Source organism: Streptomyces sp. NPDC027185 (genome assembly GCF_055567035.1).
In genome coordinates, this window is sequence record NZ_JBVHRF010000003.1 from 449,777 (window position 1) to 462,931 (window position 13,155).

Below are 13,155 nucleotides of genomic sequence, written 5' to 3' on the forward strand. Positions count from 1 at the left end.
GTGTACCGGTGGCCGTCACGCGCCGTCCTCCTCGTCATCGGGGCCACCGGAACGGGGCCCGGGGTCCGGCACCACCGTGGTGCCGGGGCCGTCCTCGGTGAACACACCGCGCAGCAGCGCGTGCGGCACCCGGCCGTCGACGACCCGCGCCCGGCCGACGCCGCCGCGCACGGCCCGCAGACACCCCTCCATCTTGGGGAGCATGCCGCTCGCCAACCCCGGGAGCAGGGTGTCCAGTTCGGCGGCGGTCAGCCGGCCGATCACCTCGGCGCTGTGCGGCCAGTCGGCGTACAGACCCGCGACATCGGTCATGACCACGAGCCGGTCCGCGCCGAGCGCCGCGGCCAGGGCCGACGCCGCGAGGTCGGCGTTGACGTTGTACACCTGGCCGTCCGCGCCGCGCGCGACGGGCGAGACGACGGGGATCCGGCCCGATTCCAGCAGCGCGTCGAGGAGGGTGGTGTCCACGGCCACCACCTCGCCGACCTGGCCGAGGTCCACCGGGCGGCCGTCCACCCGCGCCGGGCGCCGCACGGCCGTCATGGTGTGCGCGTCCTCGCCCGACAGGCCCACCGCGAACGGCCCGTGGACGTTGACCGCCCCCACGAGCTGCCGCTGCACCTGGCCGGTCAGCACCATCCGGACCACGTCCATCGCCTCCGGCGTGGTCACCCGCAGCCCGGCCTCGAAGCGTGTCTCCAGTCCGAGCCGGTCGAGCAGCGCGCTGATCTGCGGCCCGCCGCCGTGCACCACGACGGGCCGCAGCCCCGCCTGCCGCAGCTCCACCACGTCCTGGGCGAACGTCCGGTGCAGCGCCGGGTCCACCATGGCGTTGCCGCCGAATTTGACGACGACCGTGCGGCCCTGGAGCTCCGCGCGCCACGGCAGGCCGGCCTCCCTGGGTATCGCGACCGGCGTCCGTACCGGTTGTACCGGTGTCATCCCCACCCCGCTCATGAGCGCTGCGCGCTGTTCTCGTGGACGTACGCGGCCGTCAGATCATTGGTCCACACGGTGGCCGCGGCGTCACCGGCGCGCAGATCCACGGTGACGACGATCCGGCGGCCGGACAGATCGGCCGCCTCCCGGGGCTCGCCCTCGGCGCCGTCGCGGCAGAGCCAGACGCCGTTGACCGCCACGTTCAGCCGGTCCGGGTCGAAGGCGGCGGAGGTCGTGCCGACCGCCGACAGCACCCGGCCCCAGTTCGGATCCTCGCCGTGCAGGGCGCACTTGAGGAGGTTGCTGCGGGCGACGGCGCGGCCCACCTCGACGGCGTCCGGCTCCGACGCCGCGCCGACGACCGCCACCGCGATCTCCTTGGTGGCGCCCTCCGCGTCGCCGATGAGCTGCCGGGCCAGATCCGCGCAGACGGCATGGACGGCGGCGGCGAGAGCGGCGGCGGGCGGGGTGACGCCGGAGGCGCCCGAGGCGAGCAGCAGCACGGTGTCGTTGGTGGACATACAGCCGTCCGAGTCCACCCGGTCGAAGGTGGCCGCCACCGCGTCGCGCAGGGCCGCGTCGAGGACGTCCGCGCCGGCGTCGGCGTCGGTGCTCAGGACGGCGAGCATGGTGGCGAGCCCCGGGGCGAGCATGCCCGCGCCCTTCGCCATCCCGCCGACCGTCCAGCCGTCGCCGCCGGCCACCGCCGTCTTGTGGACCGTGTCCGTCGTCCGGATCGCGACGGCCGCGTCCTCGCCGCCCTCGGAGGAGAGCCCCTGCGCCGCGGCGGCTATCCCGGCCGTCACCCGGTCCATCGGCAGCCGCACCCCGATCAGGCCGGTGGAGCACACCGCGACCTCGTCGGCGGGGGCGCCCACGGCTCGCGCCGTCAGGTCGGCCGTCGTCCGCGCGTCGTCGGCGCCGCCGGGGCCGGTGCAGGCGTTCGCGCCGCCGGAGTTGAGGACGACGGCGGAGAGCCGGCCGCCGGCGAGGACGGAGCGGGACCAGCGCACGGGCGCGGCCTGCACCCGGTTCGAGGTGAAGACCCCGGCGGCGGCGCGCGCCGGCCCCCGGTTCACGACCAGGGCCAGGTCGAGGTCGCCGGATTCCTTGATACCGGCGGGCACTCCGGCGGCGAGGAATCCCAGCGGTGCGGTCACACTCACGGGGCCACTCCATTCGTGGGCAGGCCCAGCCGTTCCGGCAGGCCGAGGGCGATGTTCATGCTCTGCACCGCGCCACCCGCGGTGCCCTTGGTGAGGTTGTCGACGGCGCTCACACAGATCAGCCGGCGGGCCTGCGCGTCCACGGCCAGCTGCACCTGCGCGGTGTTCGAGCCGAGGACGGCGCCGGTGGCGGGCCACCGCCCGGCGGGCAGCAGCCGGACGAACGGCTCCTCGGCGTACGCGTCGGCGTACACGGCGCGCACCGCCTCCTCCGCCGCCGCGACCTCGGGGCGCAGCCGCGCGGAGCAGGTCGCGAGGATGCCCCGGGGCATGGGCGCGAGGGTCGGGGTGAAGGAGACGGTGACGTACTCGCCGGCGACCCGGGACAGGTTCTGGACCAGCTCCGGGGTGTGCCGGTGGCCGCCCCCGACGCCGTACGGGCTCATGGAGCCCATCACCTCCGAGCCGAGGAACCGCGGGGTGACGGCGCGTCCGGCGCCGGAGGTCCCGGTGGCGGCGGTGATCACGGCCTCGGGCTCGACGAGCCCCGCGGCGTACGCGGGGAACAGCGCCAGGGTGATCGCGGTGGGGTAGCAGCCGGGGACCGCGATCCGGGTGGCGCCCCGCAGCTCCTCGCGCGCGCCGGGCAGTTCCGGCAGCCCGTACGGCCAGGTCCCGGCGTGGGCGGAGCCGTAGAAGCGCTGCCAGGCGGCCGCGGACCGCAGCCGGAAGTCGGCGCCGCAGTCCACCACCAGGGCGCCGGTGTCCAACTCCCCGGCGAGGGCGGCCGACTGCCCGTGGGGCAGGGCCAGGAACACCACGTCATGGCCGCGCAGGGCGGCGGCGGAGGTGTCCAGGAGCGGCCGGTCGGCGAGTTCGGGCAGGTGCGGCTGGACATCGCCCAGCGGCCGGCCGGCGCTGCTGTGCGCCGTCACCGCGCCGATCTCCACACCGGGATGCGAGGTCAGCAGGCGGAGCAGTTCCCCGCCGGCGTAGCCGCTGGCGCCGGCCACCGCGACCCGTACGGTCATGTTCTTCCGTTCTCTCGGTGTGCGTGGGGCGGGGCGGCGCGCCCGGGTGACGCCCGGTCGGGCGGCGGGTGCGCGCCACCGCTGCGGGCGGCCCACCGCAGGCCACTGCGACTTAGCTTAGCCTAACCTAATCACGACGTCGGTGAGGTGCGGTGTACGGGCCGCCGGAGGCCCCAGCAGGGCAACTGCCGCGCGTCGGAAGGCCGGTGAGCGTCTCCCGTACGGCGGGTCGCCCTCCCTCCCCGCGCCGCACCACCGGCCCGTGGGGCCCCGGCACGCCGAAAGGCGCCCGGCCTGAGCGGAAAGCCCAGGCCGGGCGCCTTGCGGAAGGGTGTCGCCGTGCGGTCAGCCCGCGTGCGGGAAGAGCGCGGTGAAGGAGTCGACCCCGGCGGCCAGCCCGCGGCTGAACGGCGCGTCGAGATCCCAGACCAGGAACAGCAAGAACGCGATCAGCGCACTGAACAGACCCGCCATCAGCAGCTCCTTGCCCGACCGCCGGATCTGCAGGGTGAAGATCAGCCCGACGGTCACCACGGCACCGGTGATCAGCCCGAACCACACGACGGACGGCAGGGTCGAACCGGCCGCGTCCGCACGGGCGTTACGCGCCCCGTCCGCCACCGCGACCTGATCGGTCAGCGGCTGGTAGGACTGCTCCTCGAAGGCGTCACGGGCCCGGTGATCGGTGACGTCGGCGCGGATCTTCCCCAGCAACGCGGTGCCGCGCTCGGTCACCTCACCCCGGTCGGCCATCACCGGCCACTCCTCGCGCACCACGTACGTGACATACCGGTCGACGTCCGTACGGATCCGGTCGCGCACCGCCGGTTCGTAGACCCGCGCCCGCTCGCTGATCTCGTGCAGGGCCTGCGCCTCGGTACGCACGGTGTCCTCCGCGGCGCCCCGGGCCTCCCAGACCCCGGCGATCGCCAGACCCAGGACGATCGCGTAGACGACGCCCACCATCATCGTCATGTACTCGATGACGTCAGGGGTTTCGGACGGGTCGTCGTCCTCACCGATGCGGCGCTGCTTGAGCACCGTGATGGCCAGGACGACGCCACAGGCAGCGGCCATGGCGATCGCCAGTACCAGCCATTGGGACATGGATATCTCCTACGAGGAACGGCGTCCGGCGGAACCGGACGAGGGGCGCGAACGGGGACGGAGCGCGACCCCGGCCAGCACGGCCGGGGTGGTGATCAGCAGCGTCCGGGTCACCATCGAGCTCCCGCCGGCGGACGCGTGCACCGCCGGTGCGTAACTGCGCGGAGGCGCCGGGGAGGCGGCCGGAGCCGGCGAGGGACGCTGAGGGTCGGGGGCGGGCGGCGCCGGACGGGGCGGTGCGGGCGGCGGCGGTGGTGCGGGCGGCCGCGCGGGCGCCCGGGTCGCGGGGGCGGGGCTCGGGGCGGACTTCGTCGGGCGGGGCCGCGGTGACGGCTCGTGCGGGGGAGTGGGTGTCGGCCGCGCACAGGGGAAGCGCCAGTCGGACGGCATCGGGAAGCCGGCCGGTATCCCGGCGGGCGGCCACGTCCCGGCGTAGGCGCAGCTGTCGCCGTCGGACGCGTACGCCCCGCCGTCCCCGGCGTGCGCGGTGGCGTCGCCGGAGGAGGCATGGGCGGAGTGGCGGCCGGTGGCGGCGTGTTCCCCGCCGTGCCCGGGGCCGCCCGACGTACGGTGCACAGCGTCGCCGCCGGTGGGACGTGTCTGATCAGCCGCCGCGGAGGAGACCAGGACCGGCACCGAGATGCCCCCGGCGAGCAGCAGGAAAGTGGTGAGGCCGGTTATCGACCGGGGTAATCCGTGGAGTTGGCACACGGGCAGAGTCTGCGCGACGCGCGGCCGCTCCAGCCGCGAAGATCAACGAGTTCCCTCAATGGTGGGAAAAGCGGATAGTGCACACGTCCGATCAGGGTACGTACGTGGGAACGGCCCGGCCCCGCAGCAGGTCGGCGCCCCGGCAGGCACGGCGCCGTCCGTGGTGTGACGGGTCGAACCCGCCGGTGCGGCAGGGGCGTTGGGCGCCGGTGATGGTGGGTGGAGAGGGCGACGGCACCGACCCGCGGGTAGAGGGACGAACGCGACGGCGAACGCGACGGGGACGAACGCGACAGGCGCCCCGCCGGGGCGCCCCTCCTACCGGAGGACGGATCCGCTCCGGTGTATCCCTCCAAGGACGGGTACCGGCGAAGGGCCGCTGCCGTGGAGCGTGGAGTGCGACGTCCGCACCTGATCGAGGAGACCGCCGTGGTCCTGACCGGCACCGCGTCACCGCCCCGCCCCGGGCCGCTGGTCCGCTCGCTCCGGAGGCGGCCGCTGCTCGGCTTCTTCGCGCTGGCCTTCGTCCCGGCCTGGAGCTACGAACTGGTCGGCATCCTCGTCCTGCGGCTCCCGCTGGTGCCGTGGATGTGCGCCGCGCCGTTCCTCGGCCCCTCTCTGGCGGCCTTCGTGGTGACCGCGGCCACCGGCGGCCGCACCGGCGTGCGGGCGCTCCTGCGCGACCTGACCCGTTGGCGCGCCGGAATCCGCTGGTACCTGCTGGTCCTGGCCGGGGTCCCGGCCCTGCTGATGCTCTGCGTGCTGCCCCTGCCCGGCGCGGCGGCGGCGTTCCGCCCCACGCCCGGGTTGCTGGGCGGGTTCGCCGCCGGGTTCGCCGCCGTGCTGCTGGTGGGCGGGCCGCTCGGGGAGGAGCCGGGATGGCGCTGCTTCGCCACACCGCGCCTGGAGGAGCGCTGCGGTCCGGCGCTCGGCACCTTCGTCCTGGGCCTGCTGTGGGGCCTGTGGCATCTGCCGCTGTTCTTGATCCGGGGCTACCACCACGCCGGATCCCGCCCGGCCGGGCTCCTCGTCCCCTACCTGGTCTTCCTCGTCTTCACGGTCGTCGTCTCGTACCTGTTCACCTGGGTCTACCACCACACGGACGGCAGCGGTCCCGTCGCCGTCCTGCTCCACACCTTCCTCAACGCCTCCCTCCTGCCGGTGCTCTTCCCCGGCGTCGCCGACTCCCTGCGGTACGAGGTCGTGCAGGACGCCGTCTTCGGGCTCCTGGCCGTCGTCCTGCTCCTGACGACGCGGGGGCGGCTGGGGTACCGGGGGCCGCTCGCCGGTCCGTGAGCCTCCCGGGCGCCCGGACGGGGGCGGGTCCGTTCAGTCCTCGCATCCGTCGATGTCGTCGTCGCAGCCGTCCACCTCGCCGGGGGCGAGGGCGCGCAGGCGCCAGGCGAGGAGTCCCGTGCCGTGCTCGTCGGGGTCGACGCGCGCGGTGAAGGGCTTGCCCGCCGGGAGGTGGAAATGATCCGCCTCGCGGTCCCGGCACTCCACCCCGTAGGGCTGCTCCTCCTCGCCCCGGGACAGCGTCAGGGTCAGCTCCACGACCCCGTCGGTGTCACAGGTGATCTCGAACCGGTACGACTGCCCGGCGTGCGCGGGGAAGGACCTCTCCAGACCGGAGCCGATGTAGGAGGTGCCCGAGTCGGCGATTTCCGCCTCCGTACCGTCGTCGGCGGCGGTGTCCAGCGCGCGATGGGCGCGCCGCAACGCGTCGTCCGGCTCCCAGGGGCGGGCGCTCCCGCCGGAGCCGCCGGCCCGTCCGTCCGCGCAGCCGGACAGCAGGACGGCCAGAGCGGTCAGGACGGTGGCGGACAGCGGACGGGTACGAGGCAGGCGCATGGGGCGATTCTCCCCGGGCGGTGTGGTCCGCCGGATCGCCGGGGGCCCGGCGGGGCGCCGTTCCGCCCGTTCAGCCGTGCTGTGCCGCCGCCGCCACGGCCGCGGGGAGCGCCGCGGGGGCCGCGCACGCGCGCGCGTCAGCGGCTGCCGGTCGGGCGCTCCGAGAGGCCGCCGCGGGGCTCACGGACCGTCCTGGCCGGCGGCGAACGCCTGGACCAGTTTGTGCAGCCGGTAGTGGCCGGGCGTCGGCTCCTGGAGGAGGTTGGCGTCGGCGAGGCTCTCCAGCAGGGGCTCGGCCTCCCGGGGCGTGATCCCGGCGAGCAGCGTGGCGGCCTTGATGTCGATGTCGGATTCCGGGCGCAGCGCGAGGAGATGCAGCATGCGCCGCTGCGGTACGGGCAGCCGCAGATACGACAGCTGGAGGGACCGGGCGACACCGTAGGCCCCGGCGGAAGGGCCCGAGGAGAGACGTTCCGCCAAGTGGCTCAGATTCCAGCCGGGGCGGGCCCGCAGCCGGGCGCCGGCGAGCTTGAGGGCCAGCGGCAGCCGCCCGCAGTGCTCGACGACCGACTCGACCAACTGGACCGGCTCGGCCTCGATACGGCACGCCCCGACGACCGCCGTGAACAGCTGGGACGCCTCGGCCTGGGCCAGGACGTCCAGGGTGATCAGCCGCGCGTGGTCCAGCCGGGCCAGCCGGCGGCGGCTGGTGACGATCACCCGGCAGCCGGGCGCGGTCGGCAGCAGGGGCTGGATCTGCGCCTCGTCCTCGGCGTCGTCCAGCACCAGCAACATCCGCCGGTCCCACATCAGGCTGCGGACCAGCGCGGCCCGCGCGCTCTCGTTCGGCGGCACCTCGGGACCGGGCACACCCAGCGAACGCAGCACGAGCTTCAGCACGGCGGCCGGTTGCACGGGCCGCTTGGGCTGCGCGAAACCCTGCAGATCGACGAAGAGCTGGCCGTCCGGGAAGTGCGGCGCCAGCTGATGGGCGAGGTGCACGGCGAAGGCGGTCTTGCCCACGCCCGCCATACCGTCCACCACGTGGACCGGCGCTCCGGTGAGCCGCCGCTCCTCGGTGGTCAGCAGCTCCTGCAGCCGGCTCAGCTGACCGAAGCGCCCGACGAAGGTGCAGATGTCCGCGGGAAGTTCATGGGGAACGGCGCCGGTGGGCGGCCGGGCGGGCACCGCCGGGGCGGCGCGGACGGACAGATCCAGCGCCGGGTCGTTGGTGAGGATCTGCTGGTGCAGTTGGCCCAGCTCCGCGCCGACGGCGATCCCGAGCTCGTTCCGCAGCCGTTCGCCGACCTGACGGAACGCGTCGAGCGCCTCGGCCTGGCGGCCCTGGCGGTAGAGCGCCAGCATCAGCTGCGCCCAGAAACGTTCCCGCCAGGGTGAGGTCCGCACCACGTCGTGGAGTTCGGCGACGACCTCACGGTGTGCCCCGCGTTCCAGGTCGAGGTCGATGCGCTGCTCCAGCGCGCTGTCGTGCTGCTCGGTGAGCCCCGGGACGAAATCGCGGTGCAGGGGGTCGGAGGGGACGTTCGACAGGGCGGGACCGTTCCACAGATCCAGCGCCTCGCGCAGCAGCGCGCTCCGGCGCACCTGATCGCCGTCGGCGCCCGCGCGCTGCGCCGCCGTCAGGGTGGAGCGGAAACGCAGCAGGTCGAGCTGGGAGTCGTCGGCGGTCACGAGATAGCCGCCGGACGCGGTCCGGATCAGCTCCAGCCGCTCGTCGGAGTTCTGACGCAGGACCCGGCGCAATCTCATGACATAGGAACGCAGCGTGATGTGAGCGCCTTTGGGCGGACTTTCGCCCCACAGGTGGGTGACCAGTTCATCCGCCGAAACCATGCGATTGGCCTGGAGCAGCAGCGAGGCCAGGATTATCCGTAACTTCGGGGCCGGCACGGGCACTTCCCGCCCTCTGTACAGCACGCGCAGCGGACCGAGCAAAAGGAATTCAAAACCTTCCCCTTGCGTCACCATTCGCGCCTCCTGTCGACGACTCTCCGTGATCGCGGCGTTCGGGCTCGTAGTGGCGAGAACTCGCGCCACCGCCCCGCAACGCAGATGCCACAAGCACCTGCGAGTCTTTATACATCCGGTGATCGCCAAGCGGTACAAGTCGATTTGCGGCCGTACCCCGTACGGCATGGATTTGGCCGTAAATCGCCGTGGATACCTTCCGTAACGTGCTGCACGAAACCGAAGGGTTGAGATCATGTACGACTCGTTCGCGCTGGTCGAGGAAATATCCGGCTGGCTGTCGAAGCCTGCCGACGAGGTGGACCGCGCATTCGCGGGGAAGGAGCGTGACCGAATACTGGCAGCGGTCACGGAACTCAACGAAAGGGCATTGTCCGGGGACGCGGAGAGCTTTTATCATCAGCAGCTTCTGTTGTCCCGTATGCACCACCTGATCCTGCGTATCCCGGACGCGCCGACCGCGGAGGGGTCCCTCGCGGTCCACGAGGTGACGCGCTCGCTGGAGCAGGCGACGCTGCGCGGTGAGGACCGTCAGCTGGACGCCGCGCTGCTGGACGACATGCCCGCGGAATCCGGCCAGTTCCTTTCCTGGCTCAAGCGGCAGGCACGCAGTCACCGGGTCTTCAAGCACCCGTACTACATGGATTTCATCCGTAATCACGCGACCGCGGCGGACGTACGCACGTACATGATCCAGGAGTCCGTGGTCGACGGCCGGTTCGACGATCTGCTGGCATTGATGCAGGTGGGAACCGCGGGGCCGGCGAAAATGGAGATCGCGGAAAACTTCTGGGACGAGATGGGGAACGGAAAGCCCGGTGAGGTCCACACCCACCTGTTCAACAAGATATTCGATGTCTTCGACGTCTCCGAGCAGGAACTGGAGGAGTCGCTGACCGCCACCGCTCTCCTCAGCGGAAATCTCGCGGTACTCCTCAGCCGGTACCGCCACCGGTATCCGGAGGCCGTCGGATTCCTGGGGATGACCGAATGGCTGGTGCCGGACCGTTTCGTGCAGGTGGTGGGCGCGTGGGAGCGCCTCGGCCTGCCGGACGTGGGAATCGTCTACCACCGTCTGCACATCACCGTCGACTCCCAGCACGCGGCGGGCTGGTTCCACAACATCGTGAAGCCGTCCGCACCGTCGGAGTACATGCGGCGGGGGATGGCCCGCGGAGCGCTGTGGCGGCTCAACTCCTCGGCCCGCTATCTCGACGAGCGGCTGGCCGAGGTCTCCGGGCGGATGTCCGGTGACACGGCGGGGGAGAACGGCGCCCGGGACGCCGTACCGCTGGGCAGCAGGTGACGCGCCACCACACCTGGACCGCCCGCCGGAAAAGACCGGCAAGGAAAGCCCCGGCAAGATCTCGCGGAACTCGTTCTACGGTAAGGAGTCGGCCCCGATGCCACTGACCGCTCAGCGTTTCTCCCTCATCGACATCCCGGCGGCGCAGCAGGACCTCCTGGACAGCTACGACAACTGCCCGGTCGACGATTACATGGGCAACGGCACCCGGTACAAGCGGTTCTCCCAGTACCGCATGAGCCATACGGAGAGCGCCGGCTGGTCCTTCGAACTCCTGCCGCACCGGGACTACACCGCGTACAAGAAGTTCAACAAGGTCGGCGGCGGTATCCGCCGGGAATATCTGCCGATCGAGGCGGACTTCACGCCGATCATCCGGGCCGGCGCCGAAGGTTTCCCGCTGGACACCGGCGACGACTGGCAGATCAACGTGCACCAGAACCGCACCCGGGCGACGGGAGAGAAGCCCGGCCCGCTGACCCCGGAGGGCGTCCACCACGACGGGCACGAATACGTGATGATCGCCGTCCTGCGGCGCAACAACGTCGCCGGCGGGCTGACCCGGCTCTGGCAGCCCGGCGCGGCCGAGCCGTTCTGGAACGGGACCCTGGAGGCCGGGCAGGCGGTGCTGCTGGACGACCGCGCGATCGCCCACGACGTCACCGACGTGCTCTCCGCCGACGGCGGTCCCGGGCACCGCGACATCGTCATCGTCGCCTTCTCCCGCTGGAGCGAGAAGTGGTACGGCGACGAGCACGACGAGTCGGCCCTGAAGGACGGGCCGGAGCCGTCGGCGAACTAGCCGCACCGTCCGCGGGAAGAACCGTTCGGGGCCGCACACCGCCACGCCGGTGTCCGGCCCCGAGCGCGGGACGGCACCCGGCCGGACACGGCCACGATCCCCGGAAGCCAGCAGCGACGAGCGGAAGCGGGTGGCACATGCACGACTTCGTGAAGTACCAGGCCCTGGGCAACGACTACCTGGTCGTCGATCCGCTGCGGAACGACCTGCCCGGTCCGCCCGCCACACCGGAGGCCGTGCGGCTGCTGTGCGACCGCCACTTCGGAGTCGGCGCCGACGGGGTGCTCCTGGGGCCGGCCGGCGCGGTGCGGGCCGGCGAGCCGGTCGTCCTGCGCACCTTCAACTCCGACGGCAGCGCCTGCGGCAAGAGCGCCAACGGCCTGCGGATCTTCGCCCTGTACTTATCCCGGTACCACGGAGGGGGACGGGACTTCGTCCTGCGCACGTCCGTCGGGGACACCGCGGTACGGATCGACGACCCGGACGCGGGCCTCGTCCGGGTGGACATGGGCAGGCCCACCTTCGAGGCCGCGGACGTCCCCGCCGAGGGCCTGGCCGGACCGGTCGTCGACCGGCCCCTGGACGTCGCCGGGCGCCGCCTGCGGGTCAGCTGTCTGAACAACGGCAACCCGCACACCGTCGTCCCGCTCCCGGAGGTGTCCGCCGCGTCGGCACAGGAACTGGGGCCGCTGATCGCGGGCCACCCGGCCTTCCCCGAGCGCACCAATGTGCACTTCCTGCACGTGCTCGACCGCCGCGAGGTGCGGATCGAGATCTGGGAGCGCGGGGCCGGCTACACCATGGCCTCGGGCGCCGGCGCCTGCGCCGCGGCGAGCGCGGCCCACGCCCTGGGCCTGGTGGACCGCGAGGTACGGGTGCACATGCCCGGCGGCGCCGTCGAGACGGCCATCGACCCGCGGGGCGCGGTCACCCTGGCCGGCACCGTGGAGGAGGTCGCCGCCGGGGACCTGGCACCGAGGTTCCGCGCCCGCCTCGGACTGCCACCCGCCCCGGACACGGCCCCCGCGAGGCCCGCCGCCGCGCCCGCGCACGGGGCCGCCGTATGACGCCCCCCGCCGCCACCGCGGCCGAGGTCCCCTACTCCATCGCCCGCTGGACGTTCGTCGACTCCGCGGGCCGCTACGACATCGACCTCGGCAACAGCTACGTACCGAGCCGCAGCCTCTCCGACCTGACCGTGCCCACCGCCCTCACGCTCGGCTACGGCAGCGACCGCGGCACCGTGGAACTGCGCGAGCGGATAGCCGGCCTGTACGGCGGGCGGCCCGAGTCGGTCACCGTCACCCACGGCGCGCAGGAGGCGCTGTTCCTGCTGTTCGACGTGTTGCTGCGCCCCGGCGACCAGGTGATCGCGTTCAACCCCGGCTGGCAGCCGCTCCTGGACCTGCCCGGCCGGCTCGGCGCGAGCGTGACCGTCCTGCCGTACGGACCGGACCTCGCCGTCGACGCCGCCGCCGTGACCGCCGCCGCCGGCGACAACCTCCGGCTGATCGCGCTGAACTCACCCTGCAACCCCACCGGCCGCCGGATCCCCGAGCCGCAACTGCGCGCCCTGGCCGCACTGGCCGCCCAGCGGGACGCCTACCTGCTGGTCGACGAGGAGTACGAGATCGACCTGGCGCGCTCCGCCGCCGTCGGCCAGGACCGGGTGGTCTCGGTCTCCGGCCTGTCCAAGACCTACGGCCTGGCGGGGCTGCGGACCGGCTGGGTGTACGGCGCGCCGGAGGTGGCGGCGGCGTGCGCGGAGCGCAAGTTCCTCACCTCGATAGCCAACTCCGTGCTCTGCGAGACCCTGGCCTGCTCGGCGCTGGACCGGCACGAGGAGTACGTACGCGAGTACCACCGGCTGTGCACCCCGGGCCGGCGGCTCGTCGAGGAGTGGGCGGCCCGGCACCCGGGGGCCGTCCGGCTCGTACCGCCGGAGGGGGCGCCGTTCGCCTGGGTGCGGCTGCGGACGGGCGAGCCGTCCCTGGCACTGTGCCGCCGGGCGCTGGAGGTCGGTGTCCTGCTGACCCCGGGGGAGACCATGGGCTCCGGTGAGGGCTTCCGGCTCGGCTTCGCCCGCGACACCGACACGGTGGCCGAGGGCCTGCGGCGGCTGGACACCGTCCTGCTGCCGGACGGTCCGGCGGCCGCTCCGCCGGACCGGGCCGCTGCGTCCACCGGATGAGAGCGGATGAGAGCGGTCCGGGCGGGACGCCTTTTGCGGGCGTCCCGCCCGGACCTTCGCAC

General features: G+C 73.2%; 12 protein-coding genes. 6 read left to right on the forward strand and 6 right to left on the reverse strand.

Annotated elements, in window-relative coordinates; all coding sequences use genetic code 11:
* Positions 1–15: 15 nt before the first annotated feature.
* From argB to ACZ4M8_RS12100, 4 genes are all read right to left on the reverse strand, one after another.
* Complete coding sequence (argB, locus tag ACZ4M8_RS12085) at positions 16–942, reverse strand: acetylglutamate kinase (RefSeq protein ID WP_467605978.1); 927 nt, start codon at positions 940–942, stop codon at positions 16–18.
* Positions 943–953: 11 nt separating this feature from the next.
* Positions 954–2,105, reverse strand: coding sequence for a bifunctional glutamate N-acetyltransferase/amino-acid acetyltransferase ArgJ (argJ, locus tag ACZ4M8_RS12090; RefSeq protein WP_467605979.1), 1,152 nt, complete (start codon positions 2,103–2,105; stop codon positions 954–956).
* Positions 2,102–3,136: an N-acetyl-gamma-glutamyl-phosphate reductase gene (gene argC, locus ACZ4M8_RS12095; protein ID WP_467605980.1), complete on the reverse strand. Its 1,035-nt coding sequence runs from the start codon at positions 3,134–3,136 to the stop codon at positions 2,102–2,104. The genes argJ and argC overlap by 4 nt, the downstream gene beginning before the upstream one ends.
* A 345-nt stretch (positions 3,137–3,481) precedes the next feature.
* On the reverse strand, positions 3,482–4,243 hold the full coding sequence (locus tag ACZ4M8_RS12100) for a bestrophin-like domain (RefSeq protein WP_467605983.1): 762 nt from the start codon (positions 4,241–4,243) through the stop codon (positions 3,482–3,484).
* On the opposite strand from ACZ4M8_RS12100, the gene ACZ4M8_RS12105 reads away from it, so the two are divergent.
* Positions 4,242–4,400 carry a hypothetical protein gene (locus ACZ4M8_RS12105; protein WP_467605984.1) on the forward strand — a complete coding sequence of 53 codons (159 nt, stop codon included), beginning with the start codon at positions 4,242–4,244 and terminating at the stop codon, positions 4,398–4,400. The genes ACZ4M8_RS12100 and ACZ4M8_RS12105 overlap by 2 nt on opposite strands.
* A gap of 950 nt (positions 4,401–5,350) precedes the next feature.
* Complete coding sequence (locus tag ACZ4M8_RS12110) at positions 5,351–6,250, forward strand: CPBP family glutamic-type intramembrane protease (RefSeq protein ID WP_467605986.1); 900 nt, start codon at positions 5,351–5,353, stop codon at positions 6,248–6,250.
* A 33-nt stretch (positions 6,251–6,283) separates the two neighbouring features.
* On the opposite strand, the gene ACZ4M8_RS12115 is transcribed toward ACZ4M8_RS12110, so the two are convergent.
* On the reverse strand, positions 6,284–6,805 hold the full coding sequence (locus ACZ4M8_RS12115) for a hypothetical protein (RefSeq protein WP_467605988.1): 522 nt from the start codon (positions 6,803–6,805) through the stop codon (positions 6,284–6,286).
* 180 nt (positions 6,806–6,985) lie between these two features.
* Positions 6,986–9,031, reverse strand: a complete 2,046-nt coding sequence (locus ACZ4M8_RS12120) for an AfsR/SARP family transcriptional regulator (RefSeq protein WP_467605990.1) — start codon at positions 9,029–9,031, stop codon at positions 6,986–6,988.
* Between ACZ4M8_RS12120 and ACZ4M8_RS12125 the strand changes: the two genes are divergently transcribed.
* From ACZ4M8_RS12125 to ACZ4M8_RS12140, 4 genes are all read left to right on the forward strand, one after another.
* Complete coding sequence (locus tag ACZ4M8_RS12125; protein WP_467605992.1) at positions 9,030–10,100, forward strand: iron-containing redox enzyme family protein; 1,071 nt, start codon at positions 9,030–9,032, stop codon at positions 10,098–10,100. The two genes, ACZ4M8_RS12120 and ACZ4M8_RS12125, sit on opposite strands and share 2 nt — an antisense overlap.
* Positions 10,101–10,197: 97 nt before the next feature.
* On the forward strand, positions 10,198–10,902 hold the full coding sequence (locus tag ACZ4M8_RS12130) for a 2OG-Fe dioxygenase family protein (protein ID WP_467605994.1): 705 nt from the start codon (positions 10,198–10,200) through the stop codon (positions 10,900–10,902).
* Positions 10,903–11,039: 137 nt separating this feature from the next.
* On the forward strand, positions 11,040–11,969 hold the full coding sequence (gene dapF / locus ACZ4M8_RS12135) for a diaminopimelate epimerase (protein ID WP_467605996.1): 930 nt from the start codon (positions 11,040–11,042) through the stop codon (positions 11,967–11,969).
* Complete coding sequence (locus tag ACZ4M8_RS12140; protein ID WP_467605999.1) at positions 11,966–13,093, forward strand: pyridoxal phosphate-dependent aminotransferase; 1,128 nt, start codon at positions 11,966–11,968, stop codon at positions 13,091–13,093. The genes dapF and ACZ4M8_RS12140 overlap by 4 nt, the downstream gene beginning before the upstream one ends.
* The last annotated feature ends 62 nt before the right edge of the window (positions 13,094–13,155 follow it).

What these genes read in the sequence shown, in the direction of transcription:
- argB (WP_467605978.1), bottom strand. Translation starts at nt 942, where the DNA reads ATGACACCGGTACAACCGGTACGGACGCCGGTCGCGATACCCAGGGAG.
- ACZ4M8_RS12115 (WP_467605988.1), bottom strand. Translation starts at nt 6,805, where the DNA reads ATGCGCCTGCCTCGTACCCGTCCGCTGTCCGCCACCGTCCTGACCGCT.
- ACZ4M8_RS12130 (WP_467605994.1), top strand. Translation starts at nt 10,198, where the DNA reads ATGCCACTGACCGCTCAGCGTTTCTCCCTCATCGACATCCCGGCGGCG.
- ACZ4M8_RS12100 (WP_467605983.1), bottom strand. Translation starts at nt 4,243, where the DNA reads ATGTCCCAATGGCTGGTACTGGCGATCGCCATGGCCGCTGCCTGTGGC.
- ACZ4M8_RS12125 (WP_467605992.1), top strand. Translation starts at nt 9,030, where the DNA reads ATGTACGACTCGTTCGCGCTGGTCGAGGAAATATCCGGCTGGCTGTCG.
- dapF (WP_467605996.1), top strand. Translation starts at nt 11,040, where the DNA reads ATGCACGACTTCGTGAAGTACCAGGCCCTGGGCAACGACTACCTGGTC.
- ACZ4M8_RS12140 (WP_467605999.1), top strand. Translation starts at nt 11,966, where the DNA reads ATGACGCCCCCCGCCGCCACCGCGGCCGAGGTCCCCTACTCCATCGCC.
- argC (WP_467605980.1), bottom strand. Translation starts at nt 3,136, where the DNA reads ATGACCGTACGGGTCGCGGTGGCCGGCGCCAGCGGCTACGCCGGCGGG.
- ACZ4M8_RS12105 (WP_467605984.1), top strand. Translation starts at nt 4,242, where the DNA reads ATGGATATCTCCTACGAGGAACGGCGTCCGGCGGAACCGGACGAGGGG.
- ACZ4M8_RS12120 (WP_467605990.1), bottom strand. Translation starts at nt 9,031, where the DNA reads ATGATCTCAACCCTTCGGTTTCGTGCAGCACGTTACGGAAGGTATCCA.